Here is a 26219-nt window from a genome sequence, read left to right as displayed (position 1 = left end):
CTTCGATCCCTCTCCCTATTTGAATTGTTCACGATATTGGCTCGGTGTTACTTGTACAATCTTTTTAAAATTTCGATTGAAGTTTGAAGGAGTGCTGTATTGCAGCCTTTCTGCAATATCCGCAATCTTCATATCTGTCTCTTGCAACCAGCGTTTAGCAACCTCTATGCGATGGTTCGACACATACTCAGAGAAATTAACACCTGTATCCTTTTTAAACACACGGCTAATATAACTAGGATGGTAATGAAACCGCGCGGCAAACATCTCAACACTTAAATCCTGATCAAAATGTTGCTCAATCTCTGAAATAATCAGATTGGATATATTCACATCCTGCTTACGCTGACGCTCCTCAGTCCATGCAAGAAGCGGTTGAATAATCTGTTTCCAGAACCACTCCTCAATCTGCTTGGCTGAATGCATGCGAATCAAAATTTCCGAGGTGAAAATCTCCTTTTGGAAAACTTCTTGTACCGATTCACCTGCATCCTGAACAAGCCCAGTTAAATTGTTAAATAAACGTCCGATAAAATGCTGATAATCGTAGTGATTCATCTGGTTTTTCAGAAAATCAGCAATAATCGCCTGTAATCTTTCCTGTGCCTGCTCTTCATTCGACTGCTTGATAGCCTCCATAATCTGAAATTCAAGCTCTTTCGGATAACGGAACATCTGTGCTTTATTAGGCTCCACCTCGTCAATGAACAGAATGGACTCAGACCCCAGTCTAACGCGATAAGCCAATGCATCCAGACTTTCTTGATGAGCGAGCGACGCATACATAAAATTCGAATACCTCCTGCTAATCCCTATGCTTATTTTCAAATTCAAATATTGCTTAATGCTATTACGTATTTCTTCCGATTTATTAAAAACCTGAACTTTAAATGGCGTATCATCTTCTAGACCGCCACCTAAGAACAGAACGACTCCTTGGTTCTGAACAATCGAGCTGAACCGCATGGACTGAGGGACAATCTCTTCGATCATATTATGAATAGCGTAAAGCATGAGATCCATATCCTTTTCGGAATAGCGCGTCCCTTCCAACGTATCAATTTGTAGGGCCAGCACACACCAACGATCCCAATTTGTCGGAAAATCATGCCGTTCTAATTGATCTTCCATCGACTCAAGCCGAATATCGCCAGATAGCAGCTTAAATACAAAAAATTCACGCGTCTGACTATGCAGAAATACCATTTCCTCCTTTAGCTTCGTACTTGATTTCGTCAAATGATTCAAATGCTCACTGATATAAGTCAACTCATTGTTCTGCCTCTGTTTGTGATCCGGCTGAATAGAGCGATAAATCCGATGAATCGGTGAATACAACTTATGCGAAAAAAAGAAAGATGTGGTGATTACAAGCGTAATCAAAATGGCTACAAAAATAATCGTATATAGCTTGATTCCATTCGATTTGCTCATCACATACTCCAAAGGGGTAATCGATGCATAAATCCAATTGTTATATAGCGCATGATTATAATGAATGACAAACTCCTGGCCATCCTGCTTATAGAAGAAAAAACCTTCCTGCTCACCGCTTGTGAGAATTTGCCGATAATAGCTCTCGGCCTTCATATTCATTCCGATGTCATGCTTGTTCAAACTGGCGACGACGGATCCTAGTTCATCGATAATTAATGTACGTCCTTTACTAACATCACCAGCAAGACGCTTGCTGAGCTCTTGCAAGGGAACATTGATCGAGATAATGCCATCCGGGTTAATCGCATTCAGCGGAATATGCTTAATAAGCTTAAACACATAACCGGATTTCTCATCCTCTGTCATCTTCCAATAAGAACGACGGGAATCATCACGATAGGAGATCAGTAATTTTTGCAAATCATATAAACGTTTATCATGCGTCTCGATCAAGGGACGATCTTTCATTGGATAAACAGCACCGCCCTCAACAATCCAATCCTGACGGTAGCTCATCAAATTGACATCTTGAATACCCAATTCGAACACTTGAATATGGACGAGCTCATAGAGCAGTTTCTCGAAGAGATCATGGTATTCGTAGTCAAAAGGCACATCTAATACCGTCTGCATGGAAATCGCATTCGTCATGACAGTTCCGCTAATCGTTTGCGTCGCTAAGGTATCAATGGTTTTAAGTAAATATTCGACTTTCTCCTTGTTCTGCTTCAGGATGAGTCGATTGCTGGCGATGATCTCTTCCTCCAGAATGGCTGAGGATTTATTAAAGGAGAGATAGCCAAGAAGCACAACAGGCAGTATCCCGATAATGCAGCTAAGCAACACTAGGTTTTTGAAAAATCTGGATGTCTGGAATCTACTCATCATAAGCCCCTCGCTCTTCCCCATATTCCTTACACCATTCATCATATCATGGAAGGGAGTAAAGGGGCTGCATCCTTAGATACGCCCCTTTATGCCTTGCTTACTTTTTCTTATAAAGCTCGGAAAGCTCTTTGGCTACTTGATCGCCGCCAACTTTTTTCCATTGTTGGACAGCGGCATCGAAGCCGACATCATCGATTTTGCCCATAATATACTGTGCCCGCGCATCAATGAGGAGGGTTTTCAACTGCGCATCCTTCTCTGTTTGGGTTGGCGAAATCAGACCCATGGATGGATCCTGAACGCTTGCGGCAGCAAGCTCTGTCATCCGCTTTTTCAATAGGACATCCGTATCTGTCGTGCCTGTTGGGTACACAATCGCATCCGTTGTAATCAAGTTTTTGAGGTCATCTACATTAAATTGCTCTGCCGCTGGCTTTTTATCATTCTCTTGGGAAATACGGACAAATTCTGCTTTTGCTTCATCACTATTTTCTGTATTGAAATAACGTAGAACCTCACGAAGTTCTTTTTCTGTTTTGACACTCGTTTTCGGAATCAAAGCACCGCCGAAATGGCCAGCAGCCGCATACGATTTACCGTTAATAGGCGGACTTACCGTCATTGGATACTTATTTTTCGTGTCTGCCATTTGGAGATAGTAGAACGGTACGACAGCATCAATAGATTCGATACTGAGGCCCACTTTATTGTTGTATAAATCTTTTCTAGCTTCATTCCGCACAACGATCGCAAAGTTTTTATTAATTAAATTCTCGTTATACAATTTACGAAGGAAGGTCAAACCTTCACGATACTCTTTGGTTTCTACATCTTTAATAAAATTCCCACTCTTATCTACCATCCAGTTATTCGGTGCGCCAAACCATGCGAATATATCAGCTGGGATACTATTTTCATAGAGCATGAGGCCATATGTATCATTGACACCATTTTTATCTGGATCCTTCTCTTTAAATGCTTTCAGCACGTTGTAAAATTCATCGATCGTCTTCGGTTCCGTAAGACCCACATTATCCAGCCAATCCTTGCGGATAATTGTACCTATCCGTACAAGGGGACGTGGACGCGGAATCACATAGTATTTCCCATCAATAGCGAGATTGTTTAAGATGTTCTGATCGTATTTTTTCAAATTTGGAAACTCATTTAAGTATGGTGTTAAATCCCAGAACATACCAGATCGCACACCGTTAAGCACCGAGGTAATGAATGGATTTTCTACCATAATCGTTTGAGGCATCTCACCGGAAGTCATCGTAACATTTAATTTCTCGCTGTATACGTTGAATGGCACATACGTAATATCCAACTTCGCATTCGCGATACGCTCTGTCTCTTTGACAACGGGCCCATCTGCTTTCGGAGCCGTGTTGGATAAATACACATTCAACATCGACACTTTAGCAGGTCCTGTCGACGCAGCCGGGCTCGCTGCAGGTCCGGAACTCCCACCTGGACTTGGACTTGATGTCCCCGATGTGTCTGTTGATGTTGTACAGCCCGATAGTATAGCTGACACAGCTAGAACCATCGTGAGTGAGAGCCCCCATGACTTAACCACTTTTTTGCTTTTCACATTAACTCCTCCTTAGTTGTTGAACATGTCTATTTAAGGCGGCTGTATGTCTAAGTATAGCCGCTTTGACACCCTTATACCCACATATAAATGCCATCTGTCTGCAATTCCAGCTCTGCTTTCTCTAAACTTTCCTGCCCCGCACTTGTGAAGTCCAACTTTCCTTGACGAAGCTTGGTCTGAGGATCAACCAGGTGTTCGCCTGTCATCAGATCGAATTCCCAACCATGCCAAGGGCATCTGACAATCTCGTTTTCCCGCCCAAGCTTATACTCGTATACGAGAGAGGGCAGACGCGTCCCCGTAATGATCCCTTTGCAGACGGGAGCACCGAAGTGCGGGCACGCATTGCGCCATGCGTAATATTCGCCCTTCACCTTATAAATGCCGTATTCGGTATTTTTGACTTTTACAATTTTACAAGTACCTTCCATAATCTCATCTTTTGCAGCTACCCAAACCTTTTCCATTAGATCGTGCCCTCCTTTCGACTATCCCTTCACAGAGCCAACTAAAGCGCCTTTTGCAAAGTACTTTTGTAAAAATGGATAGACGACTAAAATCGGCATTGTAGCTACCGTGATCACGGCCATTTTCACTGTTTCTGGGGGTATCGCAGATTCCCCGGCTATCGAGCCCTGCTCGACAAAGCCTGCCTGAGAAACCATGACAATCTGTCTAAGCAGCACCTGGATGGGCCATTTCTCCGTATCGTTTATGTACAGAATGGCATGCATGTAGGTGTTCCATTGAAGCACAGCGTAGAACAAAGTTAGTGTGGCAATCGCCGGTAAGGAAAGTGGAATAATAATACGGAAAAGCATCCGTAAGTCCCCGCATCCGTCGATTTTGGCGGATTCCTCAAGCTCCTCGGGAATGTTCTTGAAGAAATTAATCATGATAATGAGATAGAAAGCGATAATCCCTCTTGGCAAAATCAACGACCAATAGGAATCCAGCAGGCCAAGTTCTTTTACAACAAGATAATCCGGAATCATGCCGCCTTGAAAAATCATCGTCACAACAATGAGAAACATGATACTACGGCGGAAGTGAAAGCGATTCCTCGATAAGGGATACGCAAACAACGTCGTTAACAATAAGCTTGTCAGTGTACCTGCAACGGTAATCCATACGGTAATCCCTAAACTTTTGGGCAGCGCATTGGTTGTAAAGATGTACGAATAAGCCTTCAGGGAGAACTCCGTTGGAAACAGCAGGAACGATCGTGAGTTATACTCGGCAACAGAGGCAAAGGAACTGGAAATCACATGAATAAATGGCACAACCGTAATTAATGCAAACAAGGTAAGCAGAATGATATTAACTCCATCAAACAAATAATTTCCCCAACGTTTATCCATCATTTAGTAGAGACCCTCCTCGCCTGATTTCTTTACAAGCCAGTTTGCCAACACGACAAGGATTAGGCCTACAACACCCTTAAATAGGCCCACTGAAGTCGCATAGCTAAGCTGCCCGTTAACTAAGCCCACGCGATACACATAGGTATCGAATACCTCCCCCACATCACGCGTCAGCGAGTTGACAATATTGAAGACATGATCAAAACTTGTTTCCAAGATGTCACTTATTTTCAGCAAAAGCAGGATCACAATCGTACTGCGTATGCCTGGCAATGTGATGTGCCAAATTTGACGGAAACGTCCAGCGCCATCCATTTTAGCTGCCTCATATAACTCTGGACTTATTGCCGCCAGCGCCGCTAGATAAATAACGGTTCCCCATCCGCTATCCCGCCAGATGACTTGCAGAATGTACATGGGACGGAAAAATTCAGGGTCCATCATGATCGAAAACTTTTGGAAACCTAGTGATGCAAGCAAGGATTGGAATAAGCTTTGTTCGGATTCAAAGATAACAAAAAACATCGCGACAACAACGACCCAAGACATAAAATGCGGAATATAGACGAGCGTTTGAATCCAGCGTTTGAACCATTCACGGCGCAATTCATTCAACATTAAGGACAGTATGATGGGTGCCGGAAAGGCAAAGACCAATTGATAGAACGAAAGCATTAACGTATTGCGCAACAGCATAAAGAAATCGGGATCTGAGAATAAGCGATGAAAATGCTTCAACCCTACCCATTCGCTTCCGAAGAAACCGGTGAATGGTTGAAAGTTCTGAAAGGCGATTATGATGCCGCCCATTGGCCAATATTTAAACAAGATAAAATAGAGAATACCTGGCAAGGCCATGATATACAGCCAGTGATCACGTCGTAGATCTTTGAGCAATGTTAATCTGATTCTGGATGCCTTCACCGATAATCCCCCTCACTTCAAATTCTCTTTCTTATGCAAACCGTATAAGGCTGCCGCATTTCCGCCTTGAACTTTCTTGCGAAGCTCCTTTGGAAAGGCAGAAAGCACCATCTTGGGATGATCGAAATCCCAATGCGGATAATCACTCGAGTAGAGGATCCGATCCTCCATTTTACACATCTGAATAATGTGCACGAGATGCTCCGGCGCGTCCGGTTCCTCAATCGGCTGTGTCGTTACATAGACATGTTCCCGAATGTATTCCGAGGGCAGCTTTGTCAGCCATGGCGTCGTATCCCGCAGCGCTTTGTAGTTCTTGTCCATTCGCCACATCAGATGTGGCAGCCAGGCAATCCCGCCTTCGATCGCGACCACTTTTACACCTGGAAATTTCTCGAAAACCCCTTCGCACACCAAGCTATTCACATGCGCCATATAATTGATAGGCAGAATATTATGCCATTCCATATAGCGCGATGGATAACCGGAAGGGGTCGGCGCTCCTGTCATACCGCGTCCTTCAGTCCCCGGATGGATGGCGATCGGCAAACCCATCTTCTCTGCTGCTTCATAAATAGGATGAAAGAATCGATTCCCATATAAACGCGTACTGCCGCTGCACATGATGACTTGAATAATATCTGGATGTCCCCCGATTCGCGTAATTTCCTTTGCCGCGTACAAGGGATCCGAATGGTTAATCACCATAGCGCCTTTATAGCGATCATCTTTAGATAACCAACGATCAATTAAATAGTCGTTATAGGCGGATATCACCGCATTCCCATAATCGCTATCTGGATTGAGCGACATTTCCAGCACATTTTGCCCCGTTAAAATAACATAATCAAAGCCATAACGTTCAATGTGATCCTTCACCATGAAAACCGGATCACTGCCAGAGCTGCCGCCGTCATCGGGAATTGCATCTCTTCTTAACACACCTACCGGTGAGTAATACGGTTGTCCTACACCAGTCCCAACACCGATCCACTGCTTGTGCCATGGCTTATCCATATAAGGAAGCAAATCTTGAGGGTCTCTAATCCCGTTGTGCACATCGGTATCAATGAGCATCGACTGTGTATGTCCGTGTTGGCTATCGTTGTGATTCATCTGTTTTCACCTTTCTTCGTCGTTGTTATGTCCTGCTTGCTATTTATCTTAGCCCGCCGTTTACTTACCGCCTATAATCAATACCTGACAGTCCAGAAACGTAAGCGGCATAAGGTTTTTTAGATGTAAATAATCCCTACCTTCACACAGATAATCATTACGTGACTACATGACATCTAAGGAAATTTATTTGGGACATAACAAAAAAGGGCAGTTATCACCATCTGCCCTTCCAGTTTCTTACATAATGAGAGTATGTTATTGAATCACATCCGCCGTCGGCAAGGGAATATAGACAGCATCGATTTCACTTTTATCATCCATTCATGCTTTTGCAATTCTATGCCCCCATCATATCGTTTCTTCGTTAGTTTAAAACGCGTGTTGCTGTTTCGTTATATGAAAAACTTGGTTATAAGACCATGTAAGGGTATCACTACCGATTGTAGTATGATTTTCCAACCTTTGCACGTAACTAAAATTTGTAGAGCATGGAAGGAGCCCTTAAACATGGCAACAAAAACACAACCGAAAACTGTTTTTCCTCCCCAGCATCAGAATCAGCAGCCGGGCATCGAATCACAAATGAACCCGCTGCCCGAGTTTGACAATACCGCATACATGGCAGCTGGCAAGCTGAAGAACAAAGTCGCGCTAATTACCGGAGGCGACAGCGGTATCGGCCGCGCCATTGCGCTCGCCTATGCAAAGGAGGGCGCAGACGTCGTACTTGTCTACCTGAACGAGCATGACGATGCAGATGAAACCAAGCGCCACGTCGAGAGTGCCGGTCGCCAATGCCTACATGTCGCAGGCGATATCGGCGACGAAAGCTTTTGCCAGCAAATTATTAAACAAGCGGTGCAAAAATTCGGCAAACTGGATATTCTCGTGAACAATGCCGCCGAGCAGCACCCGCAAAATTGCATTGAGGATATTACAAGCGAGCAGCTGGAGAAGACATTTCGCACGAACATCTTTTCTTTCTTTTACTTAACGAAAGCAGCCGTCAAGCATTTAAAAGCCGGTAGCGCCATCATCAATACGACATCGATCACGGCTTATCACGGGCATGAGCAGCTGCTTGATTATTCTGCCACAAAAGGAGCTATTGTGACGTTCACCCGCTCTCTATCGCTTCAGCTTCATGCCAAAGGCATTCGTGTCAACGCTGTAGCGCCGGGCCCAATCTGGACACCGCTCATTCCTTCTACGTTCACGGAGCAGGAGGTTGCTACTTTTGGTTCGACAACGCCGATGAAACGCGCTGGTCAACCAAGCGAGCTTGCCGCGAGCTACGTCTTCCTAGCTAGCGAAGATTCATCTTATATGGCCGGGCAGGTGCTCCATGTGAACGGCGGTACAATTGTTAACGGATAAGCAGGGGCTTGATCCCCATTCGATAGTTGCACAAATAGACCTGGCTAACGGAACTCGCTGCCAGGTCTTTTTCCTTTTTATTTAGGGATTTCTCCACAGTAGTTATATATCGATAGGCTTCACTTGATTTGTACTTTTTAGAATCATAGACTTTTTATTTGGATCATATTTAAAATGATAGACGTTAATGAAATCCTGTCCCGCCCCATTTCCGCCAGTTACAATAAATTCGCCATTGGCAACTTTGAATGGATGTTGTGGCAATTGGCTTATAGAAGCCCAATTCACTCCAGGTTTTATCTCAAACGTAATCGGAAAAGCCTTCCTATTACTTACTCCGAAAAGGTAAGTTTCGAGACCATGACAATCGGTGTAACGAGGAACATAAGCGAATATATCCATATCTTCCAAGGTAAATGGCTGCATGATGACTGGTGAGTCACTTGGCTGTACAATTTCGAAGTCTATTGGAAACGTACTGATTGGGGTTGCAATTCCCTCAGATTTGGATTCCCATACCGCCTCATAATCTCCTGTCCAATGGAGATCAGTCTCCATCCCATAACAGCTAGGTGCCCCCAAAGGAGCTACGCTCGCTTTGTTCGCTGGTTTGACGAGTAGTCGTCCATCCAAATGCGTACCTATTGCTCTGATGGAGTCATCTTCTTTCGCTAAGTTTGCCTCTGTAACTAGCGGAGACGAACCTGGTGTTGCGCTAAGAGACTCAGATGCTGCAGGCATTGGAGAAAGGGACGATACAGACGTATCTGCACCATTTCCCTTATCCTCACATCCTATGAGCATAAGGAGGAGCAATAATAACCCAAGTGAGATCATGTTTTTCATTCTAATAGCCTCCTCTAGCTGCTGGACGCATTCGACCCGAAATAACGCAATATTAATGGACGGTTCCTTACATTATCTGACGTACTCGCTATGTAATTGTTTCGTTCAAATTTAACATTCCTGCACGTTAGCTTAAAAAGGCCACCGATGCATCTGCACTCCCAGCCAAACGTGTTTCCGACTCGTTTTTATTATACCATATTTTCCTTTTTATTCCATTAAACTACTCGTAAGTGCTATAACGGCTGCCTCAGAAACCCCCAGCATGTTCCCAGCATAGGTAAATTGTTTTCAGTCCCCAAAATACAAACAGCAGCAGCCATGGACGAGAAAATAAAGTCCTTGACTGCTGCTGTTTTATTCCAATGCCTTTATACTCAACCGAACCTCTTTGTCACCAGGCAGTCTTATTTCTAACGTACCGTCTGATAGACTAATCACCTTTATTTCTTGACCATTCCATAAAACCCTATATTGGTGCCCGAAATTCATACAAGCAATTATTGTATGCTCATGGGTTGAATCCCCAAAATAACGGATCTCGGCATACAAGGAGGTATTGCCTTTGGAAAATTCGGAATTATTCACCCAAACGTCATATCCACATGTCAATGTGCCTGGACGATAGTAAGCAGCAAACCAGTTCAGCACGGGTGTGGACAAGCCTCCGAAATGATGCCATCCAGCGCCTCTACCCGATTGGACAATAAAATGCTCGTAACAATTGTAGGTTTGCTCAGCTTCTTTCTTCCATAGACCTAAAGCAGTATATGCTATTCGATGTGCTCCTTCTGACCTGCCATGACTGAGCATCGCCTTCCACATAAACCATTGATGCGGCATCCATACCGCACCGTTCCAATAACCGTCGGCCCGGTAATATGGTGCGCTTTGGTCAACTGTTGATAAGCCAATTGGACTCCATAGACGGGAGGGATCTTGCAGATAATCTAGGAGCCGGTCTTCCTGCTCCTTGGAGGTGATTCCCGCTACCAGTGGATATGCCCCGTCAAGTCCCATATTATAATTGTGACCACTCTCGTGACGCAAAAGTCCTGTAGGGTTACCCTGCTGATCGTGAACCACATAACCAAAATACCCAGCTTCTTCATCCCAGCTATTTTGCTGAATGGAGCTGCTGAAGGAGGCAATATCATTATCGTATTCCTTCACATGATCCTGCATACGACCAATAGCAGTTGCTGCCATCTTTAGAATCTTGGCAATACGGATCCCATGGCAAGAATTAGATATCGGCGCAACCTCTGCCCTTAACTTTTGCTTATGGACATGTACTTGTGGCGGGTAGTCATCCCAACCTCCTGAATTGTAGAAATAATCCCAAGTTTTGAGTAACCCAGATTGAAGCGTGCGTGTAGCGGAGCCTTCACTTTTACCCGCATAGAACAAATAATATTGGCGAAGCCTCGGATAAAAATGCTCTAGCAGTTCCTTTGATTGTGTTTTGTTCCAAAGCTCAAGAAATAAATAGTGCTGTACTGGAACCATGCTGCCATGGTGTATGAAAGCTGCTTGGGTATCCCCAGGGTCCGTCATATAAGCGTTCAAGCATTCAATCGCGCGCTGTGTATCGAGCTGAGCCAAACCAAGCCCTACGAACCCGGAGTCCCATGTGTACAGGCAATCCCACCAACGACCAGGCGTATAGTGCCGAATATAACTACGCTTTGTGTATACGGGATACACGATATTCGTTAAGAGAGTTGCTGACAACAGTTGCTGGCTAAATGCAAATTGCTTACCTTCAGGTTGAACTTCATGCTCAAAGGCAGCAATCTTAGATTCACCCTCTACAAATGCATTCAGATATTGAGGACTTTCCACATTCCAGTCCAAGATCACTCGATTGACCTCATCCAATGATCCGGAGGTTACCATGCCATATAGCGTATTCTCACTTTGCGCGCTAAGCGGAATTGGCCGTAGATACACATTGGTGAAATGACCCTCACCTTCACCTTTGAGTATGGGATGAACATGATGATGGACATTATGCCTCATGAAACGATCCAGCTCATCACTATGGTATTGCTTGATCTCATAATCCTCAAACTGCCATAACATGCCGTAAACATGATCTATACCCTCATATTGTAGAATTAAGCTGTTGGGTACTGGACCTGGTATGAGTTCTGGGTGAACGTTAGTAGAAACAAGGTTAAACTTAATTAGGTCCTTTTGTGCTCGCTCCACCAAGAAAATACCATCCAATTCCAAGTGCCTAGAGCCCTCGCTTTGAGCAATGAGATCGAGTCTGAGCGTCCCTGGTAAGCATCTGCCAATATTGACTTCGACTACCTCGGCCTTACCTGTACCTAGGAGCTCTACACTGCCAGCCCAATTACCTGCGATTGAGAACCTGACAGATTCTCCCTTTGGTAATCTAAACCTCAATCCTAGCTCTGCATCGCTAAGTGTTTGAGATAACTTTATCTGATACGAAACTTGATCGCCTTTTTCCTGTGCAAAGCCCATCCCAATTCCTGAGCCTTTAACAAATTGCTCTGCTCGCACCTCTGCACGATACAAACCATCGTACACAAGACGATCCGTTATCCTTGGCGTCGCAAATACTAGATCCTCATAATCCAATGCATCGAGCCATACCGCTCCTTCTGGATGCTCAACCTCTACGATTTGTAGAACCTTGCCGTGGGAATGCACCTGAGGCAAGTGAAGTGATGCCATCCAGTGGAGAACTAAATTCTGCTCCGCTTCGGTTCGATTAACCAGCTTACAACGGATAAGTCGAATATCAGCACCTGCCGATGCATAAGCGATATCTGCATAAACTTGATCCTTCCATTCCAGCTCATGGCGATGAGAATAATAGCTAAGATCTGGTGATGCCTCCCAAGGGTGATAGCCCGACTCCCACATGACACTTGGAATATCTACTTTGCGCCTATAAAATCCTGGAAACACGCTAAGATCAAACCGGATACCTTGTTCACTATTTGAAATATGGGAAATTCCCATATATTTTTTAGTAAAGGGCCCCCATAACGGGAGCCCCTTTTGATCATGTGTGCCAACCAAGTTTTGCATGATAGATTATCTCCTCTTTATTTATGAGTGCTCTTATACCAATCTGTTGCTTCCTTGATCGCTTGGTCTCCACCCCTCTTCTTCCAATCCTCAACGAATTTATCAAAAGAGTCTACAGGTTCTTTACCCGTGATAATTTTGGCAGCAGTTTCTAACCACAAGCCATCTCTTGCGAGCTCAGGACGCGTTTGCATAGTTGGTAGCGAAGGCATGCCCAGCGCATCATTTTTACGACCTTCTTTGGAAGCAACATCCATTCCTTTAAGCACCTTGTCCCCAGCTGGACGATTTTTCATAAACTCGGCATCCGTCAAATGAAGAGGACCTACCATGCGCAACCAAGTTAAATGCATTTCTTCACGGTAAATGTCTTCCTGCTTCTCCGGATACTTATATTTCATTTTGCCGTTTTCTAGCGTATAGTCCTTGCCTTCAAGTCCGTAAGTAAGGAACTTCTGTGCTTCGTCACTATAGAACCAATCCAAGAACTTGATCACGTTTTCCGGATTTTTGGTCGTCTTAGGAACAACCCATACGTTCCCCCCTACCGTTGATCCAATACTATGGCCACCTTTCCCATCTGGACCTACTGGGGATTGGATAACTTCAAGTTGAGCACTTGACGTTCCTGTCTTAACCTCTGCTGACCATTTGTCAGCAAGGCGCGGAGCATGTGTCCATAAACCTACAATGCCTTGTGCTTTAATTTTCGCATCCCATACTGGCGCTTTTTGTACGAACACCTCATTATCTAAAAGCTTCTCTTCATACATCTTCCGGTAAGTTGCTAATGCCTGCTTCATCTGTGGACGTATAAGGTTAGGGATCAATTGGCCATTCTCAAACTTCCAATCGAGAGGAAGTGCGTCATAGGCTCCAAAGAACGCTTCTGTAAACGCTAACTTTTCACGACCAGAATACGGAATTTCATCATTTTTCCCATTACCATTAGGATCCTTATCACGGAATGCCCGCAGCATATCTAGATATTCGTCTACCGTTTTCGGTGCCTTTAATCCCAGCTTATCTAGCCAATCCTTGCGGACCATCATGACACTGCCGTTTGGAGTCGCGTTTACAGAAGGGATCCCGTAGATTTTTCCGTCTTTACTAACACTTGCGAATTCCCAAGCTTCTTTTGAAATATTTTTTTTCAGGTTCGGACCATATTTGTCGATCAGGTCGTTTAGAGGAATAATTACTCCTGTATCCACAGCAGGTGCTACTTCCGGTTTATTAATACCATGTGTTTGCAATAGATCTGGCAGATCTCCGCCAGCAAAAAGCAGTGTTAATTTCTGATCAAATTCACGGTGTGGTATGAGCTCAAGCGTCACATCAGATTTGGAAATCTCACGAAGCTTCTTCGTGTACTCATCTTCATTGATGTTTGGAGATCCTTCGATGTACTGCAGGCCTTCCGTACCAATGCCTACTTTGAACTTAGCCGGTTTACTGACGCTCTGTGTTGAACCGGGTGTCGGTGCTGCATTGTCGTTAGAAGAGCAGCCTACCATTGTCCCTACTACCGTTACTGCTAAAGCAACCTTCGTCCATTTTTTGTTCATCTGACCTTCTCCTTTTTTTTTGAACTTTTGTCATCGTTTTTATCTTAACCCTTCACAGAACCAAGCATCGCACCTTTAATAAAATGCTTTTGGACAAGAGGGTAGACAAACAAAATAGGAAGTGTCGCTACCATGATGGTTGCCATTTTAATACCCTCCGCTGACTGCAAAGTTAGGCTGACACTTTGAGCGACCCCTTGTGTATCGCCATCAACTAATAACTGCCTTAACTTCACTTGCAAAGGGTAAAGCGCGGGGTTACGGATGAACATAATAGCACTAAAGTAACCATTCCAGTGTCCGACTGCGTAAAATAACCCAACTGTGCTAAGGGACGGCAGTGATAAAGGCAGCACCACGCTCCACCAAGTGCGATATTCGCCGGCACCATCGATTTTGGCGGCATCCACCAACCCCTCAGGGATTTGCCGAAAGAACGAAACCATGATGATCAAGTTAAACGCACTGATCGTCCCCGGGATAATGAGTGCCCATAGCGAATTGAGCATGCCTAATGATTTGACAAGTAGATATCCCGGTATAATTGGCACTTGAAAAATCATAGTAAAAACAACTAAAAGTAATATGAAAGAGCGGCCCTTAAGTTCATTTTTGGCTAAGGCGTATGCCATTAACGATGTGAAGAATAGATTAATGGCCGTGCCCCCTACTGTCAGCAGCACCGTGACGCCGAAGGATTTCCAAATCGCCATATTTTTGAGGACGCCCACATAATTAATCAATGTAAACTCAACGGGAAAAATGGTAACTTTTCCTTGAGAAAGTGCTGATCCTGAACTTAAAGAGCCTGCTACGATATGTAGAAATGGAAGAAGCATGGCGGCACTTGTAAGGATGAGTAACGTATAGTTAAGGGAAGCAAATGCTTCTCGTGAGAAAGTTGGTTTTTTCGTCATTTGAGAGCCTCCCTCCTTTTAATAAATTGAATTGCCGGTTGTTTTTTTACTTAGCTGATTCGCTCCTACGACTAAAATGAGACCTATTACGGATTTGAACAGCCCGATTGCCGTTGTATAGCTATATTGACCACCTAGCAAGCCGACACGGTAAATATAAGTATCAATGATCTCACCTGTCGAAGTGACGAGTGGATTCATCAGCATGTAAACTTGTTCAAAGCCGAGATCGAGAATGTGCCCGATCCTTAACAGCAGGAGCACCATAATCGTAGGCAGTAAGGATGGTAGAGTAATACTGAACACTTGCCTTAATTTGCTCGCTCCATCCACCTCGGCAGATTCATATAACTCTGGGTTAATCCCTGCAAGTGCGGCGAGATAAATGATCGTGCCCCAGCCAACTTCTTTCCATATTCCCGAAGTCACGACAATTGTGCGAAAATAATTAGGCTCTTGCATGAAGAAGATCTTCTCTCTGCCCAGCATGTGAAGAACCTCATTGAGCATGCCCGAGGACGGGGATAGAAAGTTAATGACAAGCCCGCCGACAATGACCCAAGATAGGAAGTGAGGCAGGTACAGCACGGTTTGCACAACTTTTTTGAAAGCCATCTTTCTGACGTCATTCATTAGAAGTGCCAGAATGATCGGAGCCGGAAATCCGAAGAAAAGCTGATATATACTTATTAAGAACGTATTCTTGGTCACCGTCAGAAACTCCGGATATGTAAATAAGTTGATAAAATGCTTCATACCAACGAATTTGCTGCTCAAAATCCCTGTAAACACGCTATAGTCCTGAAAAGCTATAATGATGCCAGCTAAAGGAACGTATTTGAATAAGATAAAGAAAAGAAGTCCAGGAAGTACCATCGAATAGATCTGCCAATATTTAACGACATACAGCTTGGGCTTTACTGTTGGCCGTCCCGTTAATCCAGCTGATCCTGTCACAATTCTCTCTTTACTGACATTCATTGCTTCATTTCTCCTCTCCATGCGCATGCGCTAGCCTTGCTGTGATGTAACTTTATTGTATACGGTTACAAATGCATTAACCATGTGATCTCTTGCGAAAGTTGTGTTTTTATATTCTAAATGGTTACGCTTTCAAATTAAAAAGACCATTCCGGCAAGAACGGTCTCCTTTAGTTCCAGTTAGTTACACAATAAACTAGGAGCCTGTCACCCTTTTTTTGTATTCATTAGGTGACAAGCCATAATATTTCTTGAATGTCTTCGCAAAATGCGGATAATCCTCGTAACCAACCGCCAGAGCAGCCTCGGAGGCTCTGACTCCAGGAGCCTTCAGCAATTCCTTAACCTTCTCCATACGCAGTTTTATAACGTAATCGGTGAAACTTAGCCCTAGCTCATCTTTAAAACAGCGGCTGAAATAAGACAAGGACATCCCTGACTTCTCTGCCGCTTTCTGCAAGGAGATATCCTCTTGGAAATAATTCAAAACAATATAATCGATAGCCTTCGCAATCGATTGTCGCTGTCCCCAATTTCTGGAAGCTCTAACCTTCTCCGCCAAATCTTTCAGGCTGCTTCTTGCTTGCACGAGCCATCCCTCCAGTGGCATTTCATTGCCCTCTGTCAGAAAGGGTTTGCTCGACTCGGACATTCCGCCGCCTGAGCGATGCAGGAGTTCCGCCTCGACCATGGTCAGCAGATCTTCCGTACAACTTCGAGCGACCTCATCAGAAACACCTTCTTCTCTAAGCTTCTGAACCATTTCTTTCATAAGCTGTAGTGCCTCTTCTTCGTTTAACAGCCACAGTTGCTCCGATACAGCTTCACTTCGAGCTTTGGATTGCTTCACCCATTGGCTTCTGCCAGTTGCTAACTTATGTCTTTCTTTAAATCTGCCGTCAATGTCAGAGAGCAGTTCATATAGCTGCTCCTCCTTAAGTGGCTTGAGCAAGTAATCGGTAACGTCTTGCCGTAGCGCTTGTTGCGCATAAGCAAAGTCACCATATCCGGAAATGATAATAATTTCCATGTCCCATTTCCTTCTACGCACCTCTCGAATCAACTCCAAGCCATCCATGACTGGCATAGAGATATCGGTAATCAGCAGGTCAGGACGCAGCTTCTCACATAGTGCCAGCGCCTCCATGCCATCATCAGCTTCACCGAATACTTCAAAGCCATAGGGGCTTTCGGCGATGAGTTTACACAAACTGCGTTTAATCATAATCTCGTCGTCTACAATGAGCACCTTATACATGGTCAGCCTCCTTACTTGTGAGTTGCATATTTAAGCATCAGCTCTACAACGGTTCCCGTCTCATCCGATTTGGCAATGTAAAGACCAAAGGGAGATCCAAAAGAGAGGCGAATTCGCTGATGAACATTCCAAAGTCCTATCGACTCCGAGGAGCCATCTGTTATTACTGCTGAATCTCTACGAAAATTAACATCATTGTTATTGAATGCTTGATTATATTCATTTCTTAGCACATTATCCATACCCTTGCCCTGATCTATAATCCGAAGCAAATAGCCGTCTTCTGAACGTTCACCTGTGAGGCCAATATACGTAGGCTTAATTCTATGTCGTTCATAACCGTGCTTAAAGGCATTTTCCACAAGAGGTTGAATCATGAGGCGGAGCGCTAATACGTTAAGGTGATCCTCATCGTGTAACTTTAGTTCTACTCGAAGCGTTTTAAATCTCTCCTGCTGAATTTCAAGGTAGGTGCTAATATAACGAAGCTCATCCTTAAGTGTCACAGTCTGCTGAGGATGACCAATACTATACCGAAAAATATCAGCTAAGGAGGTTGCCATTCGACTAATAGGTTTGACTCCCTCAATAATCGCATACGAATTCATAATTTCTAGTGTGTTGTATAAAAAATGCGGATTGATCTGAGACTGCATGACCAGAAGTGCCGACTCTCGTTGGCGGAGTTCCATCTCGATCTCTTTCTGCCTAGAATGCTGGATCTCATCAATCAGTCTTCGAATTTCTCCAACCATTCGGTTAAAACTTCGATTTAAGCCTCCAATTTCGTCGTTGCGTTTCTCTGGCGCTCGGACATTTAAGTCCCCCTCTTCCGCCCGGCGCATCAACCGCCGCAAATGCGACAGCGATTGAGTAAGATACACAGAGAAGCCTCCCACCAAGAATAAGGCCAAACTTACAAGCAACAACCCGACCCAAACCGTTACATTACGCCAGCGAACAAGATCGCCATTAAGTTCATTCAGCGGCACCTCAGAAATAAGTGTCCACTTGGTCAAAGAAGAACGTTCGGTGAGGATCAGCTTTTTGGTGCCGTTAATCGTTACAACCGAGTTCCCACTTGGCTCTTCTTGTGTTAAACGTATGTTTTGCTCGTTGACGGCCTTTCCCCACTTTTCCTTGTCTGGGTGATAAACGACCTTACCATCTTGGTCCATAATCCATACAAACCCGCTCTGTCCAAGTTTAATTTTTTCGCATATTTTAATAATTTCATTCATTTTCAAATGCAAAACAAGCAGTCCTGCTGACTGATACGACAAGGTATCTACAAATCTTCGGGTAATCGTCAGCACAGTTGTAGTATCTATCACGGACAACCCCGTAATCTTGTAATTCTGCTCTCCCGTCAGCGCATCCTTATACAGATCATAGCTAGCCTGGGCAGCAATGGCATTATAGCTCGAGGCCACTGTACCGCCCTTGGTTACGATTGATACCCCATATATATCCGGGCGTCCAAATAGAATCGTGGGAAACAACTCATCGGATATTTTTTTACTAATAGCAAATCGTTCATATTGATCGTTCGGATCCAGCTTCATAAAAGTTTGAATTTGGGGATGCAGCAGTAATGGATAGGTAACACGCTGCAAATCCTCAAAATAAGAATCAAGCTGCTCATTGATTTGCCGTACCAGCTGCTCACTATAGCCTATTGCATTCTTCTCAATACTTTCGGTGGAGCTTGTATACCACAAAGTACCGAAGGCAAGTAAGGGGACGCATAGGAAAAATAAAATAATACATACAAGTTTCGCATTAATGGTCAGCACTTTCTGTTTAATCATGGGCAGTCTCATCTCCAAACCGTGATTCCTTATTCATAGTTGTAAACGATTTATTTGGTAATTACAATCATAAATGTTTTAATTTCGTAAGGTTTAATTTCAAAGCGAAGCGCTTCCCCATAGTTAGGCTCCTCTATAGGCCGCTCCATCAGGTCACATTCTTGCCAAGAAATGATCTTCATTGCGCTTTCCAGAACAATCTCATTGCGCGCACCTGTATATTCATGAAGACGCAGGATCAATACATCTTGGTCCTCTGCCTTCTTCACAGCATCCACAATCACATGTCCCCCCTTAGCTTTGAACAGGGACAAAGCCTCCCAGGTATGAGCCGCTCCTGGCGTAATGCGAAGTGGATTATTTAAATCCCAAGCAGCCTCGACGGTACCGCCTTCAAGCCAATCTCCTCGATGCGGAAATAATGCATAGGTGAAAATATGCTCACCTAAATCTGCTGTCGGGTCTGGAACCATCGCCGATTTAATAAGCGTTAAGCGCATAACATTGTCTTTAATGTCATAGCCATATTTACAATCGTTAAGCAAACTGACTCCATAACCGCGTTCTGACAAATCAGCCCACTGTTGGCCAACTGTCTCGTAACGCGCATAATCCCAGCTCGTATTCCAATGCGTTGGCCGCTTCACGTTACCAAATTGAATGTCAAAGGTGGCTTCCGTACTGCGCACCTTTACCGGGAAGGCCACTTTAAGCAGTTGACGACGCTCCTGCCAATCAACCTTCGTATCGAAGTCGATTCTTCGGCTGTCGGCATATACGATCAACTGTTGCGTAATGGTCGATCTCCCATAAAGCCACTCAAAACAAAGGATTGCACGAAACGGGCCGCTTTCAACTAGACGAACCGATTGGAGATCTCCGATCAATCGCATTTTTTGCTGATAAAACAAATCAATTTCCCAGGCTTCATGACGTCCCTTCGGCTTATCCTCGAACACTTGAAACACATTGCCGGATTCGCCTTCAGCGAGCACTTCACGGTTCTCACTCTTGTCATAAATCCGTGTGAGGTGACCGGCGGAATCCCACTCAAGCTTGTAAAAAGGAGTAGACATCCAGTCGTCACCATGTTCGAAGACATCCTTATGATCATCTTGAAGAGCAGCAGGGCTAATCGTATAGTAAATGGTGCAGTAACCCATAGACGGAATTTGTCTAACAGGGATCAACCACTGATCACCCGAAAGGGTGGCGTCGAGCTTTATGCCTTCATGGTCAGTCCAAAATCCTGTTGTGGGCAGTGAATCGCTTGACAGCGCTACAACCCCATCACGATCCCAAAGAGCGCTATTGAATACCAAGTAGCTCTTGTTACCGTCAAGCTCTCTCTTTGGATCAGCCATAGCATCTGCAGCACGATTCCATACTCGATGACCAAGCTCGAATGCTTCCGCATATTCCAACCTACAATCTTCATACACTTCACGAATGGAAGAGCCTGGGATAATATCATGAAACTGATTACGCAAAATGATTTTCCAACCATCTGCCAGTTCAGATTGTCCATATTCCGTCCAATCGGAACGAAGCACGCTGTTCAAAGCACTTAACCATTCTGTCTCCCGGTATAAAAGCTCCAGCTTGCGATTCGCCCGCTTATTGTAAGCTTGGCTCGTGTAAGTCCCGCGATGCAGTTCCAGGTAAAGCTCTCCATCCCATGTGTGCACATATTGATCTGTTTGATCGACCGTTTTCTTTAGTTGTTCAAAATAAGTATCCGCCCGACCTGTCGTCACCTTCGGCACTCCTGGCATGTTCTCAAGTCTGCGTCGCATTTCGAGCATTTCGCGGTTCACACCACCTCCACCATCCCCATAACCGTAGGAAAGCAGTAACGATTGATTAAGTTCCTTATTGCGATAAGCTTCCCAAATCCCTTGTATAGAATGAGGCGTCACCTTTCCGTTGTATGTATAGAAGAAGGCCCCCTCATTACCACCTGGGTCAGGTGTTGTAATGAAATGAGTGAGTACCTCACTACCATCAATTCCTCTCCATTGGAAGGTGTCATGGGGCATCCGATTGTATTGGTTCCAGCTGATTTTGGTTGTCATGAACATATCGATTCCAAATTTCCGCAAAATTTGTGGAAGCGCCCAGCTATAACCGAACACATCCGGAAGCCACAAATATTTGCAATCAACACCGAATTCTTCTTTGAAGAATCGCATCCCGTACATCATTTGTCTGACGAGGGATTCACCCGACGTTAGGTTGCAATCGGCCTCAAGCCACATCGCGCCTCCGGCCTCCCAGCGTCCCTCTTTCACCCTCATTCGGATTCGTTCGTAAATTTCCGGATAGTCCGATTTTATATATTCATAAAGCTGAGGCTGGGTTTGCAAAAAAACATATTCCGGATATTGCTCCATCAGACGGAGTACAGTCGAGAACGATCTAGCTGCCTTTTCACGTGTATGCTTTAAGCGCCATAGCCAAGCTACGTCAATATGCGTGTGACCAATGCAATGCACCGTTACGGGGTGCCGATTCGTTAAAAGCGCAAGTTCACTTTGCAGTGTATCTCTTGCCTCTGAAATTGAGGTGTAGAAATCCTCAGAGCCAGGATAAGACCAATCAATCTGCAGAAAGGCACGATCTAGCGCCTTCGATAAATCGTGATAGTCCGGTGTATTCTCGTTTAGTCCTCTCACCGTATCTAAAGCTGAGCGGGCAGTAAAGAAAAGATCATCAGCTGCTTCATCCAACCAACCTAAACGCGCTAGGCGCAGTGTATTTTCTATAGGAGCTTCAGGAGCATACCCATTCAAGCCGGACCAAAGCCGGAATTGAAGGCTCACACTCGTTCCGATCAACTCGGGAGTGAAGAACACCTCCTCGTGATTGGAATCCACACCTTGATAGGGCTTGCCGTTCACAAATAGCAAGGACTCAAAACCGCTGTTGTGGCCTCCTCCAGTCTGACCGAAATCAAATCGTCCGAGCACTTTACGACCTTCCCATGCTGAAGGAATCTCTACATCTATCCTTAGCCAAAGGTAATAATCACGTCCGGTCCAACGATCCCCCAGGTTTACTTCAACCCATTGTCCCTCGCATGAAGGGTAGGCTCCCACTATTCCCTCATTATCCACCTGCTTGCGAATATCTGTCAGCGTTTTTTCCTCACGATACCTGTAACCGCTTAACTCCTTTAGTCTTGCCTCCAGCTTCTCCATGATCCAAAACATGCCTATTCCCCCTATAACACGTGTTATGTAAGATAATAAAAAAGGGTAGGTCTACCTGCTCCTACCTATCATTACACTATCCCTCATCGATAGCTTTGCTGGTACCCATTGCTTTTCCTTGCTATCAATCGGTTTCTTTCCCTCGATGTACTCGATAATACGGCTTGCAGCTGCTCTGCCCATGTCTGGGTAGGGAACCTCTACAGCGCTTAATGCGGGAACCAAGAATGCATTAACACTTTCTGTGTTATCTGCTGCCATAATATGCACATCTTCACCGATGCGTAGGCCCAGCTTATTGGCGGCACGGTATATATATATGGCCCCTCTCGACCAATTGGAAATGATAGAAACAGGCTTAGGCAGCATCTCCAGCCATTTCTCCCAATCCTTAGGTGCATATAGCCAAGACTCTTCCTGGAGCAATTCAATAGAAACCTCGCAGCTGTGTTGGCTCATCCACTCCCGATAACCTTGTAGTCGTTCACGGTCTCCCCAATTCGGCTTATACTCAGCCCCTCTGTATACTCCCAGATAAACTGGAGGCAACTTAGTTAGCGCCCACATGGCGTTCAGTGCGTCATGCACACTTTGCTTATAATTCATGAGGATCGAAGTCGTTCTCGAGCTCTCTGGGTATCCTTCAACCGAAATGAAGGGAACTTGCTGATCGTTCAGTTCCTTCTCCCAACTCTCATCAGCGTAGCCCGTCGTGTCTTTGGTCACGATGCCGTCAATTCGCTTTTGCATGAACAGCTCGATCAGCTCAGTTCGGTTTTCCACACCGCATAAAAGGACGTGGTACCCCCTCTCTTTGCAGGCTTCCTGAAGCCCCTGCAGCATTTGTGTAAACATCGGGTTGCTTAAATCCCCATGCACTCCGATACAGTAACTTCGACCGGTTCTCATCCCCTTTGCCTGTGCATCAACCCGATAGTTCAGCTCCTCAATTGCGTCCAGAACCGCTTTTCGCTTCTCTTCGCCAACTCCGATACCGGGCGTGTTGTTAAGAACCGCTGACACAATACTTCTGGACACTCCTGCACGTCTAGCGACGTCAAAACTCGTTACGCGCTTTGCCATTCAATCACCTTCTCCAGAACAAAATAACACGTGTTATAACACATGTCAATATTCATTTATGGGATTGCAATCTCCAATTTACATTTTTTTACAACTCCATTCGGATTATACGAATTGCTCTTTCCATTATCAATGCCACTATGGTTGAGAAATTCAAATCAAATCAGGTAATTCTCAATTAGTTTCTTTATTAAAGAACAATGTTTGTTCAACCATTCATTCCTTAATTGAAATTGACTTAGGATGTAATTGAAGTTCTGCTCGATATTTTTACCAGAATAATGTTGGCCTATGTAAATATGAAGTACTGCAATATGATAAATTCGAGTCAAAAGTTCCAGTTGATTTATCTCTTGATATGTACATTTTCGAAATTTAGAGTAGCCTTTTATAAATGCTTCCGTCATATCCCATGATCCGTTTGTCAGTTGTATGACGTGATTAAGAGAGATGGTAAATTCCATAAAACTAATATCATGTGATGTAAAATCAAAATCTAAAACACCATGGATTTTATTCTCTTTTGAGAGTAAGTTGTAGATTAACAAATCATGATGAACTAGTTGCTTAGGCAAATCCATCCATTCAAGTTTCTTCTGTTCTACGAAAGAGATCATTTCTTCATAAAAATTAAGGGCTGCTTGAGAAATTTCAAAGGGTGGGGCCTTCATAAAAGTTGCTACAGCAGAATAATTGGCTAAAGGATGCAGACTATAAAATTCAGTAAAGGGAACCCCTCGATAATTACAATCTATCGTGCATTGACTTAGTGCAGAACTAACTTCACCGACAATAGAGCCAAACTCAGTAGCTTGTTGAATATTGATTATCTCAGGAACAGCACCTTCAACAAATGAAACGATTGCACCTAATGTTCCATCGGACAAGCGTACAAACTGTTCTCTTACATTCGTATATAAAAAAATGGGTACGACAAATGAAAGATTCTGTTTACTCAAACACGATATTACTTGTGCTTCAAATTTAATACTCTCTACATTTTTTGTATGACGATTGTAGTTTCGAATCACATATTTTTCGTCATTCAGTATCATAATTTTCGTTATGTTCGTAAGACCGAATGGTACCGACTCGATCTCGTACAATGTATTCTCAAAGTAATTACGTACGATCTCATCAATAATGTCTTGCATGATAATCCTCCATTCGTTAACTCAATGAGCACAAGCTTATGTTAAGATGTTCTTAACTCAACAGACTACCAAACACAGGATGGTGATCATATGAAGATTGATGATCTAAACAAATTGATAGAACGGCGCGAAGAAGGACGAGCTAAACAAGATCAAGCGATCTTAGGCGAAGTTCGTGCGCATTTATTAGAGCTATTGTCAAATTATCCAGATAATGCGGAGATCAACTACCAAACTGGAATCGCACATGACAATTCTGGTATGGGACGTCAGGCTATTCCATATTATGTACGAGCACTTGAATTAGGTTTGTCTGGTCCTGATCTTGAAAGATGCCTAATGGGACTGGGGAGTACATATCGCTACTGGGGTGACTATGAAAAAGCGGTGAAGACGTTGCGCAAGGGCGCAAGGGAATTTCCGGAGAACAGGGCAATTCAAGTGTTTCTCGCCATGGCGCTGTACAATAGCCAAAACTACAAAGAAAGCGTCGAACTTTTGATAACCACTCTAATGGAAACTACCTCCGACGAAAAGCTGCATTATTTTAAACGCGGGATACTGGCTTACAATGAAGATCTTGATGAAACTGCTGAATGACTACATTATCCGTTAATTAAGAAAACGGCAGCTAACACGCAAGCTGCCGTTTCGTATGTTTAAAAAAACTTTGTTACTAGACTTCAATCCAGAAATTTGGCGAAGCGTTCCGTGATTTGGATGCCTCTATGCCAATCCGTTCCTCCGTCTTCAATCGTCCAGCACGCCTCCAACACACCTCGTGCCACACCCCACATCGCGATGCGACGAGGGTCAAGACCAAGACGATCGGCCATTTTCGCTACTCGGTTATGTAGCACTTGCTCGCAGTCACCACCCCGATCCTCGTAGTTAAGTAGATACTGGACGGTATCAAAATGGATGTCACCGATGATTCCTTTGGGGTCAATGACAGCCCATTTCTCTTCGCCTTGGCGAAGAATGTTATCATGATGCAGATCGCCATGCAGCAAGAAATACTCACTCGTGGTCGCGATGAGATACTCCAGACATTCTTCGGCATTCTCCACCCAGCTCGGAGGCAATGGTCCGTCAACTTCCATGTCTTTGATTCGCTCTCGGTATCGCTCAATTGCCGCAAAATGCTGTTTCATTGAAGGGTACTCACTACCCTTTGGTGGCGGAAGGTGAAGGCTGCGAAATACTTCACAAAAGATATCTGTTGCAAGTGCATCATTCTCAATTGTCGATAAAGGTATGCCTGGCTCGGCACTCTCCAGTAGTGCAACTCCCCATTCCTCATCTGCATCAATCACTTGAATCGCCCCTCGGCCTTCAAAAGCGCGAAGAACACTTACTTCTCTAGCTAGCTCATTTTTCTTGTAAGATAATTTAAGGACGACTCGCTTACCCTCGTTGCGCGTTGCGCGGAGCACGAAGTTATAAGATAAATTAGAAAATGGAACTTCAGGGCTAAAGTCGAAGCGGCTAGCACAGTCGGCAATTAGCCTGGGCAGCGCCTCCGACCAGGCGGCACCTTGCTCACCGTGGAGTTCATGCATTCTTTTAATAAATGTATCTGGGATCGCAATCATCGCCGGAAAAGCTCCT

General features: G+C 44.3%; 19 protein-coding genes. 2 read left to right on the top strand and 17 right to left on the bottom strand.

The annotated features are described in order from the left end of the window. Positions 1-15: 15 nt before the first annotated feature. From ACSQ8O_RS14505 to ACSQ8O_RS14480, 6 genes are all read right to left on the bottom strand, one after another. Positions 16-2325 (bottom strand): AraC family transcriptional regulator, encoded by a 2310-nt coding sequence (locus tag ACSQ8O_RS14505; RefSeq protein WP_436242256.1) that lies wholly within the window; start codon positions 2323-2325, stop codon positions 16-18. A 97-nt stretch (positions 2326-2422) separates the two neighbouring features. Next, complete coding sequence (locus ACSQ8O_RS14500) at positions 2423-3922, bottom strand: extracellular solute-binding protein (RefSeq protein WP_436242255.1); 1500 nt, start codon at positions 3920-3922, stop codon at positions 2423-2425. A gap of 74 nt (positions 3923-3996) precedes the next feature. After that, a complete protein-coding gene (locus ACSQ8O_RS14495) occupies positions 3997-4392 on the bottom strand; it encodes a Rieske (2Fe-2S) protein (protein WP_436242254.1) in 396 nt (131 codons plus the stop codon). Positions 4393-4413: 21 nt separating this feature from the next. After that, entirely contained in the window at positions 4414-5289 is an 876-nt protein-coding gene (locus ACSQ8O_RS14490) for a carbohydrate ABC transporter permease (protein WP_436242253.1), read from the bottom strand. Further along, entirely contained in the window at positions 5290-6213 is a 924-nt protein-coding gene (locus ACSQ8O_RS14485; RefSeq protein WP_436242252.1) for an ABC transporter permease, read from the bottom strand. 12 nt (positions 6214-6225) lie between these two features. Further along, a complete protein-coding gene (locus tag ACSQ8O_RS14480) occupies positions 6226-7329 on the bottom strand; it encodes an amidohydrolase family protein (protein WP_436242251.1) in 1104 nt (367 codons plus the stop codon). Between the two features lie 510 nt (positions 7330-7839). Here ACSQ8O_RS14480 and ACSQ8O_RS14475 point away from each other — a divergent pair. Further along, the gene (locus ACSQ8O_RS14475; RefSeq protein ID WP_436242250.1) at positions 7840-8709 is read left to right on the top strand and encodes an SDR family oxidoreductase; all 870 of its coding nucleotides are present in this window, start codon (positions 7840-7842) and stop codon (positions 8707-8709) included. A 102-nt stretch (positions 8710-8811) separates the two neighbouring features. Here ACSQ8O_RS14475 and ACSQ8O_RS14470 read toward each other — a convergent pair whose 3' ends face one another. The 10 genes from ACSQ8O_RS14470 to ACSQ8O_RS14425 all read right to left on the bottom strand — a co-directional run bounded on the left by ACSQ8O_RS14470 (position 8812) and on the right by ACSQ8O_RS14425 (position 24608). Then, a complete protein-coding gene (locus tag ACSQ8O_RS14470) occupies positions 8812-9555 on the bottom strand; it encodes a hypothetical protein (protein ID WP_436242249.1) in 744 nt (247 codons plus the stop codon). Between the two features lie 357 nt (positions 9556-9912). Next, positions 9913-12624, bottom strand: a complete 2712-nt coding sequence (locus ACSQ8O_RS14465) for an MGH1-like glycoside hydrolase domain-containing protein (protein WP_436242248.1) — start codon at positions 12622-12624, stop codon at positions 9913-9915. Positions 12625-12641: 17 nt separating this feature from the next. Beyond that, the gene (locus tag ACSQ8O_RS14460) at positions 12642-14192 is read right to left on the bottom strand and encodes an extracellular solute-binding protein (RefSeq protein WP_436242247.1); all 1551 of its coding nucleotides are present in this window, start codon (positions 14190-14192) and stop codon (positions 12642-12644) included. A 44-nt stretch (positions 14193-14236) separates the two neighbouring features. Continuing rightward, positions 14237-15109, bottom strand: a complete 873-nt coding sequence (locus tag ACSQ8O_RS14455; RefSeq protein WP_436242246.1) for a carbohydrate ABC transporter permease — start codon at positions 15107-15109, stop codon at positions 14237-14239. Positions 15110-15127: 18 nt separating this feature from the next. Continuing rightward, positions 15128-16090, bottom strand: a complete 963-nt coding sequence (locus ACSQ8O_RS14450; RefSeq protein WP_436242245.1) for an ABC transporter permease — start codon at positions 16088-16090, stop codon at positions 15128-15130. A gap of 196 nt (positions 16091-16286) precedes the next feature. Then, entirely contained in the window at positions 16287-17348 is a 1062-nt protein-coding gene (locus tag ACSQ8O_RS14445) for a response regulator transcription factor (RefSeq protein ID WP_436242244.1), read from the bottom strand. Between the two features lie 11 nt (positions 17349-17359). Continuing rightward, positions 17360-19159 carry a sensor histidine kinase gene (locus ACSQ8O_RS14440; RefSeq protein ID WP_436242243.1) on the bottom strand — a complete coding sequence of 600 codons (1800 nt, stop codon included), beginning with the start codon at positions 19157-19159 and terminating at the stop codon, positions 17360-17362. Between the two features lie 50 nt (positions 19160-19209). Further along, positions 19210-22371 (bottom strand): alpha-mannosidase, encoded by a 3162-nt coding sequence (locus tag ACSQ8O_RS14435; protein WP_436242242.1) that lies wholly within the window; start codon positions 22369-22371, stop codon positions 19210-19212. A gap of 51 nt (positions 22372-22422) precedes the next feature. Continuing rightward, complete coding sequence (locus ACSQ8O_RS14430; protein WP_436242241.1) at positions 22423-23454, bottom strand: LacI family DNA-binding transcriptional regulator; 1032 nt, start codon at positions 23452-23454, stop codon at positions 22423-22425. Positions 23455-23612: 158 nt separating this feature from the next. Further along, positions 23613-24608 carry a phosphotransferase gene (locus tag ACSQ8O_RS14425; RefSeq protein WP_436242240.1) on the bottom strand — a complete coding sequence of 332 codons (996 nt, stop codon included), beginning with the start codon at positions 24606-24608 and terminating at the stop codon, positions 23613-23615. 90 nt (positions 24609-24698) lie between these two features. On the opposite strand from ACSQ8O_RS14425, the gene ACSQ8O_RS14420 reads away from it, so the two are divergent. Further along, a complete protein-coding gene (locus ACSQ8O_RS14420) occupies positions 24699-25208 on the top strand; it encodes a tetratricopeptide repeat protein (protein WP_436242239.1) in 510 nt (169 codons plus the stop codon). Between the two features lie 83 nt (positions 25209-25291). Here the strand turns inward: ACSQ8O_RS14420 and ACSQ8O_RS14415 are convergent, their stop codons facing one another. Beyond that, positions 25292-26203, bottom strand: a complete 912-nt coding sequence (locus tag ACSQ8O_RS14415; protein ID WP_436242238.1) for an aminoglycoside phosphotransferase family protein — start codon at positions 26201-26203, stop codon at positions 25292-25294. Positions 26204-26219 lie beyond the last annotated feature (16 nt).

It is taken from the genome of Paenibacillus sp. LjRoot56 (assembly GCF_964253335.1).
In the GTDB taxonomy this organism is placed as follows: Bacteria; Bacillota; Bacilli; order Paenibacillales; family NBRC-103111; genus Paenibacillus_E; species Paenibacillus_E allorhizoplanae.
This window is presented reverse-complemented; position numbering and strand designations above follow the sequence as displayed.

Excerpts from the sequence above, each read along its gene's own strand:
- ACSQ8O_RS14415 (WP_436242238.1), bottom strand. The coding sequence starts at position 26,203 with ATGATTGCGATCCCAGATACATTTATTAAAAGAATGCATGAACTCCAC.
- ACSQ8O_RS14430 (WP_436242241.1), bottom strand. The coding sequence starts at position 23,454 with ATGGCAAAGCGCGTAACGAGTTTTGACGTCGCTAGACGTGCAGGAGTG.
- ACSQ8O_RS14480 (WP_436242251.1), bottom strand. The coding sequence starts at position 7,329 with ATGAATCACAACGATAGCCAACACGGACATACACAGTCGATGCTCATT.
- ACSQ8O_RS14425 (WP_436242240.1), bottom strand. The coding sequence starts at position 24,608 with ATGCAAGACATTATTGATGAGATCGTACGTAATTACTTTGAGAATACA.
- ACSQ8O_RS14475 (WP_436242250.1), top strand. The coding sequence starts at position 7,840 with ATGGCAACAAAAACACAACCGAAAACTGTTTTTCCTCCCCAGCATCAG.
- ACSQ8O_RS14460 (WP_436242247.1), bottom strand. The coding sequence starts at position 14,192 with ATGAACAAAAAATGGACGAAGGTTGCTTTAGCAGTAACGGTAGTAGGG.
- ACSQ8O_RS14470 (WP_436242249.1), bottom strand. The coding sequence starts at position 9,555 with ATGAAAAACATGATCTCACTTGGGTTATTATTGCTCCTCCTTATGCTC.
- ACSQ8O_RS14420 (WP_436242239.1), top strand. The coding sequence starts at position 24,699 with ATGAAGATTGATGATCTAAACAAATTGATAGAACGGCGCGAAGAAGGA.
- ACSQ8O_RS14490 (WP_436242253.1), bottom strand. The coding sequence starts at position 5,289 with ATGATGGATAAACGTTGGGGAAATTATTTGTTTGATGGAGTTAATATC.
- ACSQ8O_RS14450 (WP_436242245.1), bottom strand. The coding sequence starts at position 16,090 with ATGAATGTCAGTAAAGAGAGAATTGTGACAGGATCAGCTGGATTAACG.
- ACSQ8O_RS14435 (WP_436242242.1), bottom strand. The coding sequence starts at position 22,371 with ATGTTTTGGATCATGGAGAAGCTGGAGGCAAGACTAAAGGAGTTAAGC.
- ACSQ8O_RS14440 (WP_436242243.1), bottom strand. The coding sequence starts at position 19,159 with ATGATTAAACAGAAAGTGCTGACCATTAATGCGAAACTTGTATGTATT.
- ACSQ8O_RS14505 (WP_436242256.1), bottom strand. The coding sequence starts at position 2,325 with ATGATGAGTAGATTCCAGACATCCAGATTTTTCAAAAACCTAGTGTTG.
- ACSQ8O_RS14455 (WP_436242246.1), bottom strand. The coding sequence starts at position 15,109 with ATGACGAAAAAACCAACTTTCTCACGAGAAGCATTTGCTTCCCTTAAC.
- ACSQ8O_RS14445 (WP_436242244.1), bottom strand. The coding sequence starts at position 17,348 with ATGTATAAGGTGCTCATTGTAGACGACGAGATTATGATTAAACGCAGT.
- ACSQ8O_RS14495 (WP_436242254.1), bottom strand. The coding sequence starts at position 4,392 with ATGGAAAAGGTTTGGGTAGCTGCAAAAGATGAGATTATGGAAGGTACT.
- ACSQ8O_RS14465 (WP_436242248.1), bottom strand. The coding sequence starts at position 12,624 with ATGCAAAACTTGGTTGGCACACATGATCAAAAGGGGCTCCCGTTATGG.